Source organism: Arthrobacter sp. H35-D1 (genome assembly GCF_030063185.1).
Taxonomy (GTDB): Bacteria; Actinomycetota; Actinomycetes; order Actinomycetales; family Micrococcaceae; genus Specibacter.
In genome coordinates this window covers 66639-85701 of the sequence record NZ_JASISP010000019.1, presented here as the reverse complement: position 1 = coordinate 85701, position 19063 = coordinate 66639, and the positions used below count along the sequence as shown (strand labels likewise).

The following is a 19063-nucleotide window of genomic DNA, read 5'->3' as shown; positions in this document are numbered from 1 at the left end:
CAGACAATCAGCGTCGGTCGCAAACCATGCACGGAACTCACCAGCAGAGCGCGGGTAATCCACCCCAGCCCGGGGTCGAAGCTCGATCACCCCTCTATTTTAGGCCGGTCAGCTGAATACCCCAGACAAACCAATCCATCAGAGAGAGTTTTGACAGTGTCAAAACGGGCTAGGAACAGCGAGCTGGGAAAGCGCTCAGGTGCCCGTGCCATCGATGGGCACGTCAGAACACCCATCACAACGGAGACACTCGCCGCCTTCGCTGAAGGGACCGAAACCAGATTTCACGACGAACCATGGAGCGCCCGTTTGCTGCGCGAGCTGTCCTTCTCCGGCGCCCCCGGCACAGGACCCACGAAATAGGCTGCACCAGCGCAGCATCTGAACGTCACCGACAAAATCTCAGGGATGGCTACTCTGACAATACCAACCGTCCTCAATTCTCTGCGCAAGTTTAGACGCGGCTTGGCGTTGCCCTTGTTTCTTGATGGCGGCCACCAAATGTGCCTTCTACTGTGATGTTGGGCCGACCAGGACGCATGCCCATGCGGGGCTCCCGACCCGCGTTAGATTCTGGTTCAAAACACCGAGTGACCACAAGCATCGCGTTCAACTTTTGCGCCGGTCATTTGAAACGACTGTTTTCGCCTGTAGCTGTATTTGATAATTGGTGTGGGAAATTCTCAACCCAAGACAGGCTGGTGCCATGCCAACCGTGGAACGACCCGGCCTCAGGCGAGCAGCGGGATCCGGAAAACCTGCCCGGGAAAAATCAAGTTCGGGTTGGAGATGCGGTCACGGTTCGCTTCGAAGATGTCATTGGCCGTGGTGTTTTGCCCCTGTTGTTGGGCGATCTTGGACAAATTGTCCCCGCTCTTGACTTCGTAGAGCTTGAAGCCCGCCAGCGAGGTGAACAGCGTGGCATGGATGATGTTCAAGTCGGGCCCCGGCGGGTGTATGCCGGAAGGATCGTCTCCGAAAACCTGAAGGGTCACGTGTGCGCCGCGGGCTGGGGTATTGCCCAACGTGACCGTGTTGCCAAAGTCCTGGATTACCCCCATGGACCCAGCGCCCTGGATGTTGCCGCTGCCGAGGGGATGCCCGCTGTTGTCAAGGACCCGCCAAAGGACAACCGATTCAAAGCCGGTGCCATACCCGGCGATCACAAATTTCTTCCCCATCAAGTCATTCGGTCGCGGCTGACGAACTTCAATCAATCGTGGTGCCACCATCACTGACCTCCTCTAGTACGTTCCCCCATAATGCCCCTCTTCCCTGCCCGTTTCAACGGTCAGGGAAGTCGAGACAGCCAATGTGGTCGCGCCACGGGGCCTGCGCCCCCATTTCGAGTGCACTCTAGCTGCTTCACACCGGCACGGGCTATGGCCCGGGCCGGCTACAAGTAGCACAATGGTGTTTATCGTTCTCTTGGTGGTGATTCATGGCAGTCGCGGTAGTCGTGGTTGGGTGCACCGTTCTCTTGCTGGGCGCCATCGCCGTGATAGTTCTGTGGGGAAGACCAGTCAGCTGGGAGCCAGTTGAATCTGTTTCGGCAGAGGGCCACGGTGAAATCGGCCGCACTCATGCTACACGTGCAAAGACTAGGCTGCGGACGCTTCGCCGGTACTTCTGGTGGGCTAACATCCTATCGTTCTCCGCGCTGGTTGCAGCAATCCTGGCTGCATGGCCCGGAGGACGGCTTGCCATGCGTGTTCTGGCGCTGACGTCGTCGGCCTCGGCTCAGGGGCAGCGCACTGAGGCCCAGTTCATCGTTGGCTTTCCAACATTTGAAGGCTCGATGGCTCTACTGCTTTTCGGGGGGTTGCCAGCTGGTTACAGTGCTGCTTTGCTCTACATTCTCCTGCGCCGTTGGCTTCCACGTGGGCACTCAGCCGGGCCGTTGCTCGGCGTTCTCCTCTTCGTGTGGCTGGGCGCGGTGTTGGATCCCTTACGTGCGAAGAACATAGATTTTGATATTGTGGGACCCGGCTGGCTGGCGATCGCACTGTTTAGCGGGCTTGCGCTGCTGCAGGGGGCAGTGGTCGTTGCAGCGGCAGGCTGGTGGAGTACCCAGGCTCCATTGTGGACGGGAAAGTCGTTCAAGTACTACCTCCCGCTGCTTCTTGGTTCCCTCGTGTTTCCTCCGGCCGGTCTTGCCATCGGCATTGGTGCTCTCCTGCTGGCGGTGTGGACAAGCGTCATTCCGGCCTCGTGGCTGCGTTCAACCAGTCAACGACGTATGCCGGATTGGGTGGGGAGAGCTGCGATTGTTCTGGTGTCCCTTGCAGCGCTTCCTGTTTTCATTGACGCTGTCATTTCCATTGCCTCACGCTCCAGCTGAATGGCCGATCACCACGGGCGGCCGTGTGCGATCCCCACCCAGCCGGGTCGCTGATTCAAGGAGGCAGCCCCTTTTTGACCCGAACGACGGCGAAAAGCCTGCGGTTCCTTGATTCTTCGCTATGGCCCCAACCCATCTCATTCACCAGGAGGATGGTATTTCATCTTCTCTGCAGTGCCCCTCGCTCCCATCGTTTCCTCAACGGTAAAGAGCGTTGTCGTTTCAAACGAGCTCAGCGCTCCTCCTCCGCTGATCGCCAAAGCGACCGCCGCCATGGACGCGTTGTCCGGCGCTTCCCATAAGTTACAGCCACCGTAGGCACTGAGCGCATACCAGAATCCGTGGAGTTTCCCCCGACCGTTTCGAGGTACATCTGGGCGGCTTCCCACTGTCCTACGGATCACAGGTCAGCCTCGCCCACGTCTCCGGCGTCTAACTGAACTTCGAGAAATAGAACGGTATCGTCTATTCGCTTCGGTCACTTTAGAAAGTGATAGTCCACCAGGAATGACAGCCTATGATCGGGTAAAGAACGGCCCCCTCTAAGCTCCAAAAGGGCTCCCTAAATGGAACGGGGGCGCCCCTTTCCATGTGGACTTCAGAGCCGCAACGCTTATTGACCAATAATCGATACGAGCGGAAAATGGCTGGTACGGCAGGTGGAAGATCCCGGTCACGGCAACAGGCGGATCCATGACGCAGCAAATACCCGAAAAGTTCGAATACAAACAGCTGGCAGCACTTATTGAGGGCGAAGTGATTGTTTCTGGCGATCCCGGATATGACGATGCCCGCCGTGTCTGGAACGCCATGATTGACAAATACCCCGTAGCGGTGATCCGGATCAAATCCACCGCCGATATCGGGCCCAGCCTTGCCTTTGCCCGCAAACATGGTCTTCTTGTCGCTGTACGAGGTGGCGGCCACAATGTCGCCGGACATGGGACCGTCGACGGAGGTCTGGTTATTGATCTCTCGGCGTGCCGGGACGTTGTGATCGATGTCCATGAGCAAACCGTCACTGTGGGGGCAGGTGCCACCCTGCATGATCTTGACGCTGCGTGCTCACGGTACGGACTAGCGGTGCCGGTGGGGGTCGTGTCGGCAACAGGCATCGCAGGCCTAACCCTGGGAGGCGGGTTTGGCTGGCTGACCCGAGCCCATGGCTTGACGATTGATAACCTACTCGCGGCCGAACTCATCACCGCAAACGGGCAGTCAGTCCATGCCAGCCACAACGAGAACCCCGAACTTCTATGGGCTCTAAAAGGGGGTGGTGGCAACTTCGGTATTGTCACATCCTTCACGTTCCAAGCACACCCGCTACCCGAGACCGTGTTGACCGGCAACTTGATCTACCGCCAGCCCCACTGGAATATGGCCCTGTCCGCTTATGCGTCCTGGACTTCCACCTTGCCAGACGAAATGACGACCATCGTCACACTCCTAACTCCTCCCCCAGATTGGCAATTGGGAACAGATCCGGTGCTAGTCATTGGTTTCGCGTGGACAAATCCGGACCACCAAGCCGGTCAAGGGTATCTGCAAGCCTTGACAAGTGCCGCACCTCCATCTGCCACCGACGTCTCCCCCACCCCGTGGCCAGCATGGCAATCTGCCGTTGACGACATCTTCCCCAAAGGTGTCCGCGCCTACTGGAAAAACACCGGGCTGAGGCGGCTCGACGGCGCAGCGATATCCACAATCATCCGCTTCGCAGCCGAGCAAACTTGGCAAGGGACCGCTTTCGACCTCCATCACATGGGTGGAGCATTCGGCCGGGCCGAGGAGTCCGCCACAGCGTTCCCAGACCGGGGAGCTCCCTTTTGGATCAATATCTACGGTTTCTGGTCCGATCCCGCCGATGACGGGCACCACGTCGACTTCGTGCGACGCCTGGCTTCAGCGATGGAACCCTTCTCCACAGGAGCCCAGTACCTTAACTTCATGGCCACCGAACGCGACGTCCCCACCCTTCCCCCGCTCGCCAACGCAGCACCCGTTTACGGGACCGAGAAACTGAGCAGGCTGCGGTCACTGAAACATCAGTGGGATCCCGAGAACACGTTCCGAATCAACCACAACATCAAACCCGCATCCGTAGACAGCTAGGAACCTGCCTCTTCATGCTCCGGATGAAGACAGCCGTCAGCCGTTGCCATTTGCTGCGGAAGATGCCCGGACCCGCAGCCGACGGCACAGATTGTTCGAAAACGTCTAACCCGGATCTGCGCGTAGGAACTTATTGATGCGGGGTGTCGCATCGACCGCTGGAACTCACCTACCCTGACAAATCCAAGTGCCCAGGATCCCCAGGGAAAAACCGAGCCGGGTCGGTGAGTTCATTCCGGCGTCCGTTGGCAAGCACCCTCGCTGACAAGCTATTTCGGCATGCCGCCAAGAACACCCAGGAGCACCGGCAGACCGCAGAGCAGGTCTACGGACTGTCAGGGGGTGGGCATCAGCGCCGCGAGCACCTGAGAGGGCTCGTGGCGAAGCACCACACCTCGTGGGCCGGGGTGAACCTCTTGTTAGCTGTAAAAAGCCGGGAACTTTATCGGGGCTTTGAACGTCTCGTTATCGAAACGTGACTTTTGGTGGAGCGAGAGGGTAGGTTGTAAATCGTGTCATTCCTTCAGTAGGGGGCACCCTTGGATGGATTGCCGAGCTCTGCCACCATCCCAAGGTTCCGTTCGAAACAATCGTCTGGCAGAGGCGGGGGAACCAAATATGGGCTCCACGTGAGTCCTTGGGGTTAAGCCGCAAAACCTTCCGGGTTAGTACTGACTGCCCGAAGATTTTTGCGGCCGGGTGGCTCCCACCCGAATCCGACAGCTAACCCCGCAGGCATCAGGAGAGGTCATCATTTGTCTAGAAATTCTTATACCGCGCGCCACCGTGGAAATCCGGTCCGCGGCAACGCTTTAGCTTCCGTGTCCAAAGCAGTGTCCTCCAACGCGGGCCGGATCGGTCGCCCAGTAGCCGCGCTGGCCGCAGTATCGGCATTGATGCTTGGAATGGGCGTCCCAGCTCAGGCGTCGGCCATCGCTCCCGAAACCAACTTGGCGATGCCAGCAGCCAGCGCAACGGTGCCTACCAGCTCGAGCTACACAGTCCAATCCGGGGATACCCTCGGTTTGATTGCAGCACGGCAGGGCGTGAGCTTGAATACCGTTCTCACTCTAAATGGGTTGGGCATGAGCTCGATCATCTATCCCGGGCAAAGCATCAAGATCGCCGGTGCCCCAAGCGCCCCGGCCCCTGCGCCAGCAGCGTATGCCGCTCCTGCCCCGACCACTCCTGCTCCGGCCATTCCTGCCCCGACCAACGCTGCCGCGGATTCCTCGGTTTCCACCTTAAGCCTGGCATCATCAACGGTGACTCGGATACCGACTAACTCAGTCAATGCGACCATCCTCTCCTCCGCGAAGGCGCAGTTGGGCGCCGTCCAGGACTGTACCGTGCTCGGTGAGCAGGCCTTGCGGGCCGCAGGGATCAGCGGTGTAGGGGACGAGTCACCGGAGTCCCTGATGCGATTCGCCACTCCCGTTGCCGATCCTCAGCCTGGTGATTTCATCTACTATGCAGACGGCGGCATGGGATTTGCCCATAACGCCATTTACATCGGTGGCGGCATGGCCATCCATAGCGGCTGGACCGGCAACCAGACAACCACCTTCAGCGTCAATGTCGGCTCCGGACCCTCCTACTACCGGGTCAACGCTTAGCCTTAATCTGCCGAAAGTGCTCTTCTGCATAGCAATTCCGTGTGCGTAGGTGGCACCTTCCGCGGGACAGCTACAGACTCACATAGTCAAGTTGAGCAAATTCTGGGCAGTCTTCACGGACCGTGCAGGCGTCGGGTGGCCGGAGAATGAAATCCCCTCCGGCCACCCGACCTAAGGCGCCCACCGACTTACGACTTTGAGTCAGCTACGGGACCTACTCACAATACGATTTTGCTGACCTGAATTCAGTGCTCGCTCATGGTCACACTAGGAGTAGTCAACGCGGGTTGGCGTGAGGCAGCCGAAAAGCCCAGTCAGTGCGTCCGTGCGCCGCAGTGTTCGTCTCGGCTTATGAACTAATTAGTAACGACTTGAACTTTCGAATCTCACGCTGTGTTTCTGCATTTATATCCCACCCAAGGGACAATTTCTTCCCCAATATGCAGCCAAACAAGGCGCCTTCTTGCTTAACCCACGGCAGGTTGCGATGAGGTACTGGGGAACGCCCGATACTCCAGTCCCACCACCTGACAAATAATCCGCATACCTGCTCAATTGATCAAGTAACGCAGTCCTCATTTCAGCCCCCTCATCCGCCTGATGATGGTGAACTGTTCCCAAAGTGTCCTGAGAGGTCGTGTTGTTATGTAGGACCACGGTGAGGTAGCGGGGGACGGTGGCGCGGCTTGTTCCGAAGATTTTGTTTACGTCTGCTGGTTTCAGGCTCTGAGTTTTAGCTAAGTGGGCTTGTTTGATGCTGGGGTGGATGCAGGTGACTTTCTACTGTCCTGTTTATGGCCGTTGGAGGCGGCGTTGGCCATGCCTGCCGTGGTGCGTTCGGGGAGTAGGTCTCGTTCGAGTTGAGCGCAGGTGGAGATGATGGTGACCATGGCTTCGGTCATTGCTTCGCCCAGGTCGCTCCCGGGTCGGTGGGCGATGCTATCGTGCAAGGGATGGAATTTGATCCCGCGTGCTTCAAGCCGCCAAGGAGCTCGAGCAGGTACCGGGTGGTGCAGCGGAGTCTGTCGAGTTTCCCCATGATGGCTTCATTGCCCTGACCGCGGGGCTCCAGCATCCAGTCCAGTTCAGGGCGGCTGACTTCGATTCCGCCGATTCCATAGGCAGGGCGGATGCGTTCATGACCGGCAATTACCAGTTTCCGTATTTGCATCTCGGGGTCCTAGTCCGCTGTGCTCACGCAAACATAACCGAGCCGCGTCATGAATCTCATCCTGTTGTTTCCCATCAAAGGCGGCTTTTCTCTGATAGTGAGAATGCCAGGGTGAGATACATTGTTGAGACTTTTCGGGATCGACCAAAGCCGTTTAGATCCGGCTATTTCCCGCCAAGACGCCAGGCGGGCCACCGTGCGCTATATCGAGGTCTTCTACAACCGGTGGAGACCACACACCCAAAACGACGGGCTTCCGCCGGCAACAGCGATGGCGAACTTCAACTCCCAAAACCAGCAACAACTCGTCGCTTCCTGACCAAAAAGAAACTAAACAACGTCTCAGACCCTTGACACACCTCACAACGAGCCCGTTGGAAGGTGGCGTCAATGCTGGCTTGAAGCTCCCACTCCGGGACCATCGAGGCCTCAGCCATGGTCATGCCAAACGAGCCGTTGACTGGTATTTCTACCAGCACACCGAGTCACCACAAGATTCTTTGGATCCTCGTGAAACCCGACCATTGGCAACCATCAAAGAAAGCTAAGAAAGTTATCGACGAGCCAATCGGGCCTGCCCTCTACGGCACAGCCTCCAGCAACTAAGACGGCAACGGACTCCAACAAGAATGGGGACGAAGAAGCCACTGACACGCCCGGGCTGTACACACATTTTGGCCGCCAACCCCCGTTTTGGCAACGCTTAAACACGAAGACCCCCTGTCACCAGGAGGTCTTCGTTGAAATGTACCCGAGGTGGGACTCGAACCCACACACCTTTCGATACTGCATTTTGAGTGCAGCGCGTCTACCATTCCGCCACTCGGGCTCCCGCAACCGTCCTCAAGGAGAACCGTTGCCAAGATCACGCCTCCGTTTCGGAATCACTCCCGAACCAGTGCGCGGAACTACTCTACATGGAGATAGGCTGTTTTGTGGAACCGAGCTCCTTATGGGGCTAAATATTTGCAATTTGTGGTGTGCCTCACCCTTCTAAGGAGTTTTTGTGTCAGAACAACCGAATTCAGCCCCCGCCACCCCCGCCCGCCGGGTCATCGTCGCCGAAGATGAGACCTTGATCCGCTTGGATATCATGGAAATCCTGCGTGGTGAGGGCTACGACGTGGTCGGCGAGGCGGACAATGGCGAAAAGGCCGTGGAGCTCGCCAAGGAGCTCAAGCCCGACCTCGTGCTCATGGACGTCAAGATGCCCGTCATGGACGGCATCACGGCCGCCGAGCACATCGTCAAGGCCCGCATCGCCCCCGTGGTGCTGCTGACAGCGTTCAGCCAGAAGGAACTCGTGGAGCGCGCCCGAGACGCTGGCGCCATGGCCTACGTGGTCAAGCCCTTCACCCCCGCGGACTTGCTCCCGGCATTGGAGATCGCCCTCTCCCGCCACGAGGAAATCAAGGCCCTCGAGGAGGAAGTCTCCGACCTGCAGGACCAGTTCGCCACGCGCAAGCTCGTGGAGCGCGCCAAGTCCCTGCTCACCACCAAGATGGGCCTGACCGAGCCCGAGGCCTTCCGCTGGATCCAGAAGACCTCCATGGACCGCCGCCTGAGCATGCACGAGGTCGCCGAGACCATCATCAACCAGGTCAACTAAGTCTCGACAGGCTCGACCGCCGCGGCGGGTCTCGACAGGCTTGACCGGACGGAAACCCGTTCGACCACCTCCTAATGTTCGACGCCGGCACCCACCTTGGGTGCCGGCTTTTCGTCTTTTCGGCGGCGGCGGGTGGCCAACACAGCCCACACTCCCCCGCCCAGCAGGCAATAGGCGGCGTACAGGGACACCCATGCCGCAAACGGTGCCGCCTTTGCGTCCCCAGCCCCTGGCACCGGCAACAGAACGAAGCTGAACAGCGCAGCCGCAACCGCGTAGCAGAGGACCCAGGCACCTCTGCTCCACCTCCAAATCAGCGCACCCTCTAATGGTGCGAATGGCAGCAAGATGACTGGCAGCACCGCAATGGCCACAACGGCGACCACGCCCAACAACTCACCCACCGCAAGTGCCGCAAAGCCAGCTGCGTCGCCGACGGCCGCCACGTAGTCCGGCTGGATCTCCTCCCACCGGATGAATGTTTCGATGCGGTTGGCTGCAATAAAGCTGTAGCCGCCCCACGCGGCGAGGCCCAGCACCGCCACATGGAAGCTCCCTGCGACAGCGGCCAAGGCAGGCCTGCGAAGACCGGCATCAGCGGTGTTGAAGCTGTAATCGACGCCGAGGACGGCCCCAAAAACGAGCGCTGGTTCCAGCCCGACCGCCCGGTTTGCAATCAGTGAGGCCAGCAACACCGCCACGTACACGGGCCTTGCCGCGAGCCGTGGGCAGAAGCCGCGGCTGCGCCTGCGTGCCAGGCTCCACCGAAACGCCATGGCCCCGTAGTTCACGAGCAAGAACGCAACGAGGAACGACGCGGCCAATCTGGCAGACCCTTGGTTCCACCCGAAACCGCGCTGCCCGGCAGCCGCCAACACCGAGCACAGAATCAAGATGAGGAAAGCCAACAGCCCATGCACACGGCCCAGGAAGCAGAACCGCCACCGCCCGGAGTGAGCATCGGAGCCACCACCGGACGGTGGCCCAATGTGCCCTGCCGCGGCGGACGGCAACCCCTGCCTGTTGCGTCCAACCGTTGCCAGCAGCGCAGTGGGCAGGGCAAGACATCCGGCCAGCACCACCCCCAGCAGCAGGGCCGGACCAGCCGTGGACCACAAGCCCGGCGGCACTCCGGCGACGGCTAATGAAGAGGCGGTTGGCGCACCAAAGGCACGGACATTGCTGTAGTGGCTGGGAACGAACCAGCTGCCCGGCTCCACCACCGGCCCACGCAGAACTGTCGGCGACACGTGTCTGGGAACCGTGAGCGTGAACTTCTTGACGTCCTTCAGCGTTGGGTCGCAACCCAGAGTGACAATGCCGCCACGCTTGTCAGGCCCGGCGGCCCAGGACTTTTTCGGACAAGCAGCGGCATGTCCGTCCAGCAGCTCATAGCCGGCAATGAACAACTCATGCGTGCCGGGCCCCGTCAACGCTGTGGGAATCTGCACAACGGCCCGTCCCACGGACTTCCCCTCGTTGGACGCATCCTCCACGCTCGTGAGCTGTTCAAAGTTGATGTCAGCCTCCACCAGGCAATTATCCCGGGCCTTGACAGTTGCCGGATCGGTGAACGACGTGCCGCCGTCCTCCTTGCGCCGAACCCCTGGTGCGCTGGAAAACGCGTCGTAGCTGGCAAATTGGCTCAGGTAGTTCATGTAGGTGGCGTTCCTGCAGCGAAACAGCACCACCAGTGCCGCCTGGGCCGCTTCGGGCGACTCCCAGATCCCACTGGAACGTTGCCAGGACGCAATGTAAAGGCCCACTGCCTTAACTTCCAGCTCCCAGTAGGCGTTCCCGTCCGCGTCCGTTTTCAAGGCGACGGGTGCCGCGCCCGGTTCCTCCACATCCACCGTGGCCGCCTGCGCGCCGCCGTCGGCTGGCACCGCACCTGCAGACCCAGCCCCTGCTGTCGCCGCCCCGCCCAGCGCCCAGGCACAGGCCAGGCAGGCTCCCAGCACCGCCTTGATGAAACGCACATCCATCGCCCCCGCCCAATTGCGCAGTGGAAGCATCCGCACAATCCTCGCCTGTGATGGGGAAAATCCTAGCCCAATCCACGGCACGATTCCGGAGAAATCTCCCTGCCTGTGGATAACCGGGGTTCGCTCGACCACCCCTTAACGCACGACGGCGGCACCCAAGTTGGGTGCCGCCGTCGTCCGTTGTGCGTGGGTTAGTGGGTGGGCCAGGGGCCAACCTTGTCACGCTTCAGCGGGAGTCCGCCGGAGTTCTTCATGATGTCCGACTGGTCCCCGACCTTGTGCGCCTTGACAAGGTTGGTGGAACCGGCCTGTCCGGGAGGGGAACCGGCTGCGATGACAACCATGTCGCCCTCGGACACCAGACCCAGCTGCAGCAGCGTGAGGTCAACCTGGGCGGTCATGGCGTCGGTGTGCTCCACCATGGGAACCAGCACCGGGGTGATGCCCCAGGTCAGCGCCAGCTCGTTGCGCACGCGCTCAATGGGCGTGAACGCAAAGACCGTCTTGGCCGGGCGCAGGCGCGAGAGCCGGCGAGCGGAGTCGCCGGACTGGGTGAACGTGGCGATGTACTTGGCATCGAGCTGGTCGGCGATCTGCACGGCAGCAGCGGTGATGACGCCGCCGCGGGTCCTCGGCTCCGAGCCGAGGCTCGGGATGCGGCGGAGGCCGTCCTTCTCGGTGGCCTCGATGATGCGGGCCATTGTCTGGACCGTCTCGATCGGGAACGCGCCAACGCTTGTCTCACCGGAGAGCATGACGGCGTCCGCGCCGTCGAGCACGGCGTTGGCGCAGTCGGAGGCCTCGGCGCGCGTGGGGCGCGGGCTTTCAATCATGGATTCGAGCACCTGCGTGGCCACGATGACGGGCTTGGCCCAGCGGCGTGCCATTTCCACGCAACGCTTCTGCACCAGCGGCACGTCTTCAAGCGGGAGTTCCACGCCGAGGTCGCCACGGGCCACCATGATGGCGTCGAAGGCGTTGACAATGGCTTCCAGGTGCTCCACTGCCTGCGGCTTCTCGATCTTGGCGATGACCGGAGCGCGGCGTCCTTCCTCATCCATGATCTCGTGCACGCGGTCAATGTCGGCGGCGTCGCGCACGAAGGACAGGGCGATCAGGTCCGCACCGCAGGACAGGGCCCAGCGCAGGTCGTCCTCATCCTTTTCGCTCAATGCGGGCACGTTGACGGCAACGCCGGGCAGGTTGATGCCCTTGTTGTTTGAAACCTTGCCGGGAACTGTCACCACCGTGACAACCTTCACGTCGTCCACGGCCGTGGCCTGGACCGAAACTTTGCCGTCGTCAATCAGCATGACGTCGCCAACCTTGACGTCCTCGGTGAGCGATTTCAGCGTGGTGGAGCAAATGTCCTTGGTGCCGGGAACGTCTTCGGTGGTGATGGTGAAGACATCGCCCACGGCCAGGTCGTGGCCCGTGCCGTTTTCAAAGCGGCCCAAGCGGATCTTCGGGCCCTGCAGGTCCGCCATGATGGCGACCGGCTGGCCCAGTTCTGCAGCGGCACGGCGCACGTTGTCGTACGTGTTCTGGTGCACGGTGTAGTCGCCGTGGCTCATGTTCATGCGGGCAACGTTCACACCCGCTTCCAGTACTGCAAGGGTGTTCTCATAGCTGGCGATTGCCGGGCCGAAAGTCGCAACGATTTTTGCGCGTCTCAATGTACCTACCTCGTATGTGGTTAACAGTAGAAATCTCTAGGGTCTGCACCCAGCTTATCGCCTTGGTGCTAAACACTGATAGCCGAGTCGCTGGGTGAGACGGGCGCCGGCAGGAACGTCTCCCCCATCAGGAACTGGTCCACCGCCGCAGCGCACGCCCGACCCTCCGCGATGGCCCACACAATCAACGACTGCCCGCGCCCGGCATCCCCCGCCGCGAAGACCCCCTTGCGACTCGTCATGTAATACCCGTCACGGTTCACATTGGCGCGCTCGTCGAGCTCCACGGGAAGCTGGTGCGTCAGTTCGGCCGTTTCGGGCCCGGTGAAGCCCAGCGAGAGAAGGACCAGATCCGCGGGGATGATCCGCTCCGTCCCTTCCCGCGGCACCCTGCGGCCGTCCAGGTACTCGGTTTCGGCAATCTTCAACCCCGTCAGCACCCCGTTCTCGCCCAGGAATTCCACTGTGGACGCCAAGTAGGTCCGCTCCCCGCCCTCCTCGTGCGCGCTGGCCACCTCGAACAGGTTCGGGAACATGGGCCACGGCTGGCCCGCCGTGCGCTCCGGCGACGGCTGCCTGCCAATGGCCAGTGTGGTGACCGACGCTGCCTGCTGGCGGTGCGCGGTGCCGAGGCAGTCCGCCCCGGTGTCGCCGCCGCCCAGAATCACCACGTGCTTGCCGCGCGCGTCGATCTGCCCGGGCACGGCATCGCCGGCCACCGCCTTGTTGGACTGCACCAGGTAGTCCATGGCGACGTGCACCCCTGCCAGGCCGCGGCCCGGAATGGGCAGTTCGCGCGGCACAGTGGCTCCGGTGCACACCACCACGGCGTCGTAGCGTCGGCGCAATTCTTCCCACCCGATGTCCTTGCCCACTTCGACGCCGGTGCGGAAGCGGGTGCCCTCGGCCTTCATCTGCACCACCCGGCGGTCCACGCTCTCCTTCTCCAGCTTGAAGTCGGGGATGCCGTAGCGCAGCAGCCCGCCAATCCTGTCGTCGCGCTCATAGACGGCCACCGTGTGCCCGGTGCGCGAGAGCTGCTGGGCCGTTGCCAGCCCTGCCGGTCCCGAACCGACGACGGCGACCGTCTTGCCCGTGAGCCGGGCCGGCGGCAGCGGGTGGACCCAGTCCTGGGCGAAGGCCTCGTCAATGATGGAGACTTCCACCTGCTTGATGGTCACCGCCGGTTGGTTGATGCCCAACACGCAAGCGGTCTCGCACGGCGCCGGGCAGAGCCTTCCTGTCCACTCCGGGAAATTGTTGGTGGAATGCAGGCGCTCAATCGCTTCCTGGCCCTTGTCCCGCCATGTGAGGTCGTTCCACTCGGGGATGAGGTTCCCCAACGGGCAGCCCTGGTGGCAGAACGGCACGCCGCAGTCCATGCAGCGTCCGGCCTGGCCCTGGAGCACGCCCTTTTCCTGGCGCTCATAGACTTCCTTCCAGTCCATGATGCGCACCGGCACGGGGCGCCGGGCCTGGGTGATGCGTTCGCGGTTCTTCAAGAAACCCTGCGGATCAGCCACCGGTGACCTCCAAAATCTTTTGCCAGACGGTTGCCCCGTCCGGATCCTCACCCAACTCGGCTGCTGCCGAGCGGGTTTCCAAAACTGCTGCGTAATCGCGCGGCAAAACCTTCGTGAAACGAGCCATTGCGGCAGGGAGATCGGCCAACAGGGCTGCCGCAACGTCCGAGCCCGTCTCTTCGGAGTGCTGGCGCAACAGTGAGTTGATCAGGTCCGCGTCGTCGCCGTGGGGCTGCAACAAGGACAACTCCCCCGACTCCAGCGCGCACTTGTTCACGAGGTTCGGATCAAGGTCAAGGACGTAGGCGGTGCCGCCTGACATGCCGGCGCCGAAGTTGCGGCCGGTGGGGCCCAAAATCAGGGCCTTGCCTCCCGTCATGTATTCACAGCCGTGGTCGCCAATGCCTTCGACAACCGCCGTGGCACCGGAGTTGCGGACCAGGAAGCGCTCCCCCACCAAGCCGCGCAGGAACATTTCCCCGCTGGTGGCGCCGTAGCCGATCACGTTGCCGGCAATGACGTTCTCCGCGGCGGTAAAGCTGTTCTGCCTATCGGGGCGCACCGTGATCCGGCCACCGGAGAGGCCCTTGCCCACGTAGTCGTTGGCGTCGCCGAGCAGGCGCAGCGTGATGCCGGCCGGCAGGAATGCGCCGAGCGACTGGCCGGCCTGGCCGGTCAGCGTCACGTCGATGGTGTCCGGGCCGAGCACGTCGATGCCGAACTTCTTCGTCACGTAATGGCCCAGCATGGTGCCCACCGACCTGTCCGTGTTGACCACCGGAACGCTGATGATGACTGGCCTGCGGTCGCTGAAGGCGTCGGCGCTCATGGTCATCAGTTGCTGGTCGAAGTGCTTCTCGAGCTCGTGGTTTTGCACGCTCAGCGACCGCACGGGGGCAGTGGCGGGAACGCCGGCGTCGGACAGGATGGGCGAGAGGTCAAGGCCCGCCGTCTTCCAGTGGTTCACCGCCGCGTGCACGTCCAGCAGTTGCGACTGCCCCACTGCCTCTTCCAAGGAGCGGAAGCCCAGCTCGGCCAGGATTTCGCGCACCTCCTCGGCCAGGAATTCAAAGAAGTTCACCACGAACTCGGGCTTGCCGCTGAAGCGCTGGCGCAGCTCCGGGTTTTGCGTGGCGACACCCACCGGGCAGGTGTCAAGGTGGCAGACGCGCATCATGATGCAGCCGGACACCACCAGCGGCGCCGTGGCGAAACCGTATTCCTCGGCACCGAGCAGCGCGGCAATGACCACGTCGCGGCCGGTCTTCAGTTGCCCGTCCACTTGCACCACCACCCGCTCGCGCAGCCCGTTCAGGCGCAGCGTCTGCTGGGTTTCGGCCAGGCCCAGCTCCCACGGCATGCCGGCATGCTTCAGCGAGTTCAGCGGGCTGGCGCCGGTGCCGCCGTCGTGCCCGGAGACCAGCACGACGTCGGCCTTGGCCTTGGTCACGCCGGCCGCCACGGTGCCAATCCCCATTTCGGAGACGAGCTTGACGTGCACCCGGGCGCTGGGGTTGGCGCGTTTGCAGTCGTAAATGAGCTGGGCCAGGTCCTCGATGGAGTAGATGTCGTGGTGCGGTGGCGGGGAGATCAAGCCGACGCCCGGAGTGGAGTGCCGGGTTTCGGCGATCCACGGGTACACCTTCTTGGCCATGAGCTGGCCGCCCTCCCCGGGCTTTGCGCCCTGGGCCATCTTGATCTGGATGTCCTGCGCCTGGGTCAGGTACAGGCTGGTGACGCCAAAGCGGCCCGAGGCCACCTGCTTGATGGCACTGCACCGCTCCGGGTCAAGGAGGCGTTCCACATCCTCGCCGCCCTCCCCCGTGTTGGACTTGGCGCCGAGCCGGTTCATGGCAATGGCGAGGGTTTGGTGGGCTTCCTGCGAGATGGAGCCGTAGCTCATGGCACCGGTGGAGAAGCGCTTGACGATGCTGCTGACGGGCTCCACTTCCTCCAGCGGGACGGGTGTGCGCTGACCGTCCTTGAAGGCGAGCAGGCCGCGGAACGTCATGAGCTTGTTGGACTGGTCGTCGATGCCTTGGGTGTACTTCTTGAAAATGTCGTAGCGGCGTTCCCGCGTGGCGTGTTGGAGGCGGAAGACGGTGTCCGGGTTGAACAAGTGCGGTTCGCCGTCGCGGCGCCACTGGTATTCGCCGCCGCCCAGCAACGGACGGTGCGGGACGTCCACGCCGTCCACGGGGTACGCCATGATGTGCCGCGCCGACACTTCCTTGGCGATGACGTCCAGTCCGACGCCGCCGAGCTGGCTGACGGTGCCGGAGAAGTATTCGTCCACCAGGTCTTGGGACAGGCCCAGCGCTTCGAAAGTTTGCGCGCCGCAGTAGGAAGCGACCGTGGAGATGCCCATCTTGGACATGATCTTCAAAACACCCTTGCCCAGGCCCTTGATGAGGTGGTTGACACCTTCCTCGGCAGTGACGCCGGTGACGTCCCCGTTGCGGATCAGTTCTTCCACGCTCTCCATGGCCAGGTAGGGGTTGACGGCTGCCGAGCCGTAGCCCACCAGCACGGCCACGTGGTGTACTTCGCGGACGTCGCCGGCCTCCACCACCAGGGAGACCTTGGTGCGGTTGGCGCTGCGCAACAGGTGGTGGTGCACGGCGCTGAGCAGCAGCAACGACGGGATGGGTGCCCACACGGCGGAGGAGTCCCGGTCCGAAAGCACCACGTACTGCACGCCACGGTTGATGGCGCCGGAAACCTGCTCACAGATCTCGGTGAGGCGGGCACGCAAGGCACCCTCACCGCCGTCGAACTTGTACAGCCCGCGCACCTTCATGGCGATGTGGCCACCGTCGGCATCTTCCATGTTGGAGATTTTGGCGAGGTCGTCGTTGTCGATCACGGGGAAGGGCAGGGCCAGCTGTGGCGCCTTGACCTTGCTGCGCGAGAGCAGATTGCCTTGCGGGCCCACGGTGCTGTTCAGCGACGTGACCAGCTCTTCGCGGATGGCGTCCAGCGGCGGGTTGGTGACCTGGGCGAATTGCTGCACAAAGTAGTCGAAGAGCAGGCGCGGACGCTTGGACAGCACGGCGACCGGCGTGTCGGTGCCCATGGCGCCCAGCGGCTCGGCGCCGGTCTTAGCCATGGGGCCCAACAGGATTCGCAGCTCCTCGGTGGTGTAGCCGAACGTGCGCTGGCGGTGGATGACCGAGGCGCTGGTGTGCACCACATGCTCGCGTTCGGGCAGCTCGGCCAGCCTGAGCGTATTTTCCTGCGCCCACTGCGCATAGGGGTGGGCGGCGGCCACCTGGGCCTTGACATCGTTGTCGCTGATCACCTCGCCCTTTTCCGTGTCCACCAGGAACATGGTGCCGGGGGCCACGCGGCCCTTTTGCACGATGCTGGCGGGGTCCAGGTCAAGCACGCCCACCTCGGAGGCCAGCACCACCAGGCCGTCGTCGGTCACCCAGTAGCGGGCAGGGCGCAGGCCGTTGCGGTCAAGGGTTGCCCCGACCAGTGTGCCGTCGGTGAAGGAGACGGCGGCCGGCCCGTCCCATGGCTCCATGAGCAGGGAGTTGTATTCGTAGAAGGCCTTCCGTGCCGGGTCCATGGTGGCGTGGTTTTCCCAGGCCTCCGGGATCATCATCATGACGGCTTCGGTGATGGGGCGCCCGGAGAGCCACAGCAGCTCCGCCACCTCGTCAAAGGAAGCCGAATCCGAGGCGCCCGGGGTGCAGATCGGGTACAGCTCTTCGGGAGTGTCGCCGAGGAGGCGGTGCGCCATGGTGGACTGGCGGGCGCGCATCCAGTTCCGGTTGCCCTTGACGGTGTTGATTTCGCCGTTGTGGGCGATGGTGCGGAACGGCTGGGCAAGCGGCCAGGAAGGGAAGGTGTTGGTGGAAAAGCGCGAGTGGACCACTGCCAGCTTGGAGGTGAAGCGAGGATCCGAGAGGTCGGGGTAGAACGGTTCCAGCTGCGCCGTGGTCAACATGCCCTTGTAGACGATCGTCTTGGAAGACAGCGACGGGAAGTACACGCCGAACTTTTGCTGGGCGCGCTTGCGGAGCCTGAACGCCTTGGCATCGAGTTCATTGGCTTGGGTGGTTTCCAGGGGCTGCTTCGGCTCGGTCTCCAGCGCGAGAAAGAGCTGGCTGAAGTGCGGCATGCAGGCCAGTGCACTGGCACCGACCAGCGCGGCGACCACGGGAACTTCGCGCCAACCCAGGACAGCCAGTCCTTCGGCGCCGGCGAGGGCCTCCAGCCCGGCCTTTGCCGTTTCCAGCTCCTGCGCGTCGGCCGGAAGGTATGCCGTGCCGGCGGCGTAGTGGCCCGGGGCGGGAAGCTGGAAGGTGGTGGCGGAGCGGAAGAACTCGTCGGGGATCTGGGTCAGGATGCCCGCGCCGTCTCCCGTGCCTTCATCGGCGCCCACGGCGCCGCGGTGTTCCAAGTTGCGCAGGGCCACGAGGGCCTTTTGCACAATGCTGTGTTCAGGGATGCCGCGCAGCGTGGCCACGACGGCCAGGCCACAGGCGTCCTTCTCGTTTTCGGGGCGGTACAGGCCGGCTTTTGCAGGCATCGCGGCGAAGCGGGTGAAGGGCGAGATGGCCTCCGGCTGGTCTGAGTCGCTTGCATGAATTCCAGTCACGACGTTGAGGTCCTTCCCCTGGTGGATGAATTGAGTGGGGACGGCGTCGGCCCGGGGTGGTTGGGACAACGGTGCGTCTCAACCGAGTGCGTGGTTTTTGCGGGTGTTTCGGTAGTGCCTTGCTTTGCCGCATGTGCTGCCTTGCTACATACAACTCCTTTGTGCAGCTGCACAATCGAAGTGGATTCCATTGTGGGGACCAGTCTTCGGAGTGTTTTTTACTCTATAACCGCGATCGGGGTCGCGACTATCGTAATCCTGCATAATGGACGTATATGCAAGATCAGTAATGAGAACTGCCAACACGAGTCAAGATAAGCTGCAATTTGAGGGTTTGGCGGGCGTTTCCAGGGTCCCCGTCCGCATAAAAGCATTTTTTCCGCCTATGGCACATTAGGCACGCCCCATGAGCAGCGAACAT

Annotated in this window: 12 protein-coding genes, 1 tRNA gene and 1 riboswitch; of the genes, 5 read left to right on the top strand and 8 right to left on the bottom strand. The window is 62.0% G+C overall.

Annotated elements, in window-relative coordinates:
• Positions 1-156 precede the first annotated feature (156 nt).
• Positions 157-363 carry a hypothetical protein gene (locus tag QMG25_RS15840; protein WP_283461947.1) on the top strand — a complete coding sequence of 69 codons (207 nt, stop codon included), beginning with the start codon at positions 157-159 and terminating at the stop codon, positions 361-363.
• Positions 364-731: 368 nt separating this feature from the next.
• Here the strand turns inward: QMG25_RS15840 and QMG25_RS15835 are convergent, their stop codons facing one another.
• Complete coding sequence (locus QMG25_RS15835; protein ID WP_283461945.1) at positions 732-1232, bottom strand: LysM peptidoglycan-binding domain-containing protein; 501 nt, start codon at positions 1230-1232, stop codon at positions 732-734.
• A 614-nt stretch (positions 1233-1846) separates the two neighbouring features.
• Here QMG25_RS15835 and QMG25_RS15830 point away from each other — a divergent pair.
• The gene (locus QMG25_RS15830) at positions 1847-2341 is read left to right on the top strand and encodes a hypothetical protein (protein ID WP_283461943.1); all 495 of its coding nucleotides are present in this window, start codon (positions 1847-1849) and stop codon (positions 2339-2341) included.
• Positions 2342-2478: 137 nt separating this feature from the next.
• On the opposite strand, the gene QMG25_RS15825 is transcribed toward QMG25_RS15830, so the two are convergent.
• Positions 2479-2730: a GYD domain-containing protein gene (locus QMG25_RS15825; protein ID WP_283461940.1), complete on the bottom strand. Its 252-nt coding sequence runs from the start codon at positions 2728-2730 to the stop codon at positions 2479-2481.
• 304 nt (positions 2731-3034) lie between these two features.
• Here QMG25_RS15825 and QMG25_RS15820 point away from each other — a divergent pair, with 304 nt between their 5' ends.
• Together QMG25_RS15820 and QMG25_RS15815 are read left to right on the top strand one after the other, a co-directional pair.
• Entirely contained in the window at positions 3035-4453 is a 1419-nt protein-coding gene (locus tag QMG25_RS15820; protein ID WP_283461938.1) for an FAD-binding oxidoreductase, read from the top strand.
• A 557-nt stretch (positions 4454-5010) separates the two neighbouring features.
• Positions 5011-5205: riboswitch (cyclic di-AMP (ydaO/yuaA leader) on the top strand.
• A 333-nt stretch (positions 5206-5538) separates the two neighbouring features.
• Entirely contained in the window at positions 5539-6069 is a 531-nt protein-coding gene (locus QMG25_RS15815; protein ID WP_502866428.1) for an NlpC/P60 family protein, read from the top strand.
• A gap of 737 nt (positions 6070-6806) precedes the next feature.
• Here QMG25_RS15815 and QMG25_RS15810 read toward each other — a convergent pair.
• Positions 6807-7019 carry a recombinase family protein gene (locus QMG25_RS15810; RefSeq protein ID WP_283461936.1) on the bottom strand — a complete coding sequence of 71 codons (213 nt, stop codon included), beginning with the start codon at positions 7017-7019 and terminating at the stop codon, positions 6807-6809.
• Positions 7020-7988: 969 nt separating this feature from the next.
• Positions 7989-8069, bottom strand: a tRNA-Leu gene (locus QMG25_RS15800).
• A gap of 177 nt (positions 8070-8246) precedes the next feature.
• Between QMG25_RS15800 and QMG25_RS15795 the strand changes: the two genes are divergently transcribed.
• Positions 8247-8849, top strand: a complete 603-nt coding sequence (locus tag QMG25_RS15795; protein ID WP_283461934.1) for an ANTAR domain-containing response regulator — start codon at positions 8247-8249, stop codon at positions 8847-8849.
• A 71-nt stretch (positions 8850-8920) separates the two neighbouring features.
• On the opposite strand, the gene QMG25_RS15790 is transcribed toward QMG25_RS15795, so the two are convergent.
• The 4 genes from QMG25_RS15790 to gltB form a co-directional block, all read right to left on the bottom strand.
• Complete coding sequence (locus QMG25_RS15790; protein ID WP_283461932.1) at positions 8921-10864, bottom strand: hypothetical protein; 1944 nt, start codon at positions 10862-10864, stop codon at positions 8921-8923.
• Between the two features lie 161 nt (positions 10865-11025).
• Positions 11026-12510: a pyruvate kinase gene (gene pyk, locus QMG25_RS15785; RefSeq protein WP_283461930.1), complete on the bottom strand. Its 1485-nt coding sequence runs from the start codon at positions 12508-12510 to the stop codon at positions 11026-11028.
• A 68-nt stretch (positions 12511-12578) separates the two neighbouring features.
• Positions 12579-14033, bottom strand: a complete 1455-nt coding sequence (locus QMG25_RS15780) for a glutamate synthase subunit beta (RefSeq protein WP_283461928.1) — start codon at positions 14031-14033, stop codon at positions 12579-12581.
• Entirely contained in the window at positions 14026-18573 is a 4548-nt protein-coding gene (gltB, locus tag QMG25_RS15775; protein WP_283461958.1) for a glutamate synthase large subunit, read from the bottom strand. Before gltB ends, QMG25_RS15780 begins: the two co-directional genes overlap by 8 nt.
• Positions 18574-19063: the final 490 nt, after the last annotated feature.